Source organism: Nocardia brasiliensis NBRC 14402, assembly GCF_000308475.2.
Lineage (GTDB): Bacteria > Actinomycetota > Actinomycetes > Mycobacteriales > Mycobacteriaceae > Nocardia > Nocardia brasiliensis.
Genome location: NZ_BAFT02000019.1, coordinates 1 through 2061 on the forward strand (window position 1 = coordinate 1; position 2061 = coordinate 2061).

The window sequence follows — 2061 nt, forward strand, 5'->3', positions numbered from 1 at the left end:
GGTGGCGGCGGCGCACCGCGCGCCTCCGGGCCGCAGGGCTCGGCGGGAGTACCGTCCGGTGCGGCGCGGGCGGCGGGCCGGATCGGCGCGGCACGCGCCGCGACCAGCAGCCTGAACCGAGCCGATCAGGCGATGGGCGACATGACCGGTGACCGTTGGGCGAATCGCTCGCCCGACCTCGGGAGGAGCACCATTCCGCGATGACGATGACGACGAACGACACCTACGAGCGTCGCTCCTACGGGCTGTGGCAGAAGCCCCGCAGCGCAGGCCTTTTCGGCCTGCGCTGGGAGGAGACCGTGCTCGGCTTCGCGGTGGTCATCACGGCGTTGATCACCGCGATGGTCGGCGGTTTCAAATGGGGTCTGATCGTCGGTGGCTCCGGCGTCGTGATCATGCTTCCACTGGTGTGGCGGACGGGGGGCCGCTCGGGCTACGAGACGGGATTGATGATGTTCAACTGGATGCGCTCGCGTAAGCGTGGCGAGCACGTGTACCGCGGCGGCCGGTTCTCCCGCATCCCCGGCGGTGTCACCCGGCTGCCGGGCCTGCTCGCGCCGTCGAAGCTCTACGAGGGCATCGACGCGGGCGGGTACAGCTTCGGCATGATCCACCTGCCGCAGTTCGCGCAGTACACGGTGGTGCTGCGGGCCTGGCCGCAGGGACACGAGGCGGTCGACCAGCCGGTGATCGATCGCTGGGTCTCGGCCTGGGGCACCTTCCTCGCCTCGGTCGGCCAGACCAGCGACATCGTCGCGGTCGTGCCGGTCATCGATACCGTGCCGGAGACCGGAAACCGTTTGCTCACCGAGGTTTCCACGATCACCCGGCCGGAGGCGCCGGAGCTGGCCCAGCAGGTGATGTACGAGCTGGCGACCGAGCTGCCGCAGGAGCGGGTGCAGCTGCTGCCGCGCGTGGCGATCACCTTCAAGGCCACCACCGCCGAACGCCGCAAGAACCCCGCCGAGGAGGCCGTCGAGATCGGCCGCCGCCTGCCCGGTATCTGCGCGGCGCTGGCCGAAGCCGGGGTGCGCGCACAGCCGATGTCGGCGGACGAGGTGATCTCGTTCATCCGGCGCAGCTACGACCCGGCCTCGCAGGCCGACCTCGAGGTCGCCGCCAGCGAGCCGCACGGCCACGGCCTGGATTGGGCCGACGCGGGTCCGGTGTCGCACGACGAGAAGTGGGACCACCTGGTGCACGACGGCGGCCGCTCGGTGACCTGGGAGATGGACGCCGCCCCGGAGGGCGCGGTGGACGAGCGGGTGCTGCAACGGCTGCTCGCCCCGAATCCCGAGGTGCCGCGCAAGCGCATCGCGATCGTCTATCGCCCGCACTCGGCCGCCGACGCCGCCGAGATCGTCGACGACGACTTCAAGAACGCGCTGGTGGCCCAGCAGAGCGAGCGCGGCGTCGTGTCCGCGGCGGCGACCCTGCGGGTGGGCGCCACCCAGCAGGCCCGCGAGGAACAAGCCCGGGGTCACGGTGTGACCCGCTTCGGGGCGCTGGTGACCATCACCGAGCCCCTGCGCGGCGACCTGCCGCGGATCGAAGCCATCACGCGCGACCTGTCGACGCAGGCGCGCTTGAAGATTCGGCGGTGTTACCGCTACCAGGCGGCGGCCTTCGCGGCCTCGCTCGGTTGCGGGGTGATCCTGCCGGAACACGCGACTATTCCGAAGGCACTGGCGGGGTGAGTTATTCATGGCACGGGACTACGAGCCACCCGTACGGGAACGGGACGAGCCCGCGCCGCGGCGCGGCAGGCGGCGCGACGACATCGAGTACGAGGAGTGGGGCGAACGCCCGGCCCGGCGCGACGGCGCCCGCGTGCGGGAACGCTCCGGGATCGAGGAGATGCCGGAGCGGACACGGCGATTCGGCCGGGGCGCGGCGCGCGTGAGCGACGACCGGACCGGGCTCGACGAGATGTCCGAGCGGGAGCGCGCGCGGGAGGCGGCCGAGCGACGGGCCCGGGCCGACGCCCGGGCGGCCGAAGCTCGGGCCGACGGTGCCCGGCCGGAGCGGTCTCGGGCCGAGAACGGCCGGGGCGAGCGTAGT

General features: G+C 72.4%; 1 protein-coding gene and 2 pseudogenes. All 3 read left to right on the forward strand.

Going from position 1 to position 2061, the window contains the following annotated elements:
- Positions 1-204 (forward strand): annotated as a pseudogene (locus TY25_RS43170) (hypothetical protein); the annotation flags it as partial.
- A 2-nt stretch (positions 205-206) separates the two neighbouring features.
- The gene (locus TY25_RS04395; protein WP_041564502.1) at positions 207-1697 is read left to right on the forward strand and encodes an SCO6880 family protein; all 1491 of its coding nucleotides are present in this window, start codon (positions 207-209) and stop codon (positions 1695-1697) included.
- 7 nt (positions 1698-1704) lie between these two features.
- Positions 1705-2061, forward strand: a pseudogene (locus TY25_RS04400) (hypothetical protein); the annotation flags it as partial.

Coding starts and splice junctions, on each gene's coding strand:
- TY25_RS04395 (WP_041564502.1), top strand. CDS start 207: ATGACGACGAACGACACCTACGAGCGTCGCTCCTACGGGCTGTGGCAG.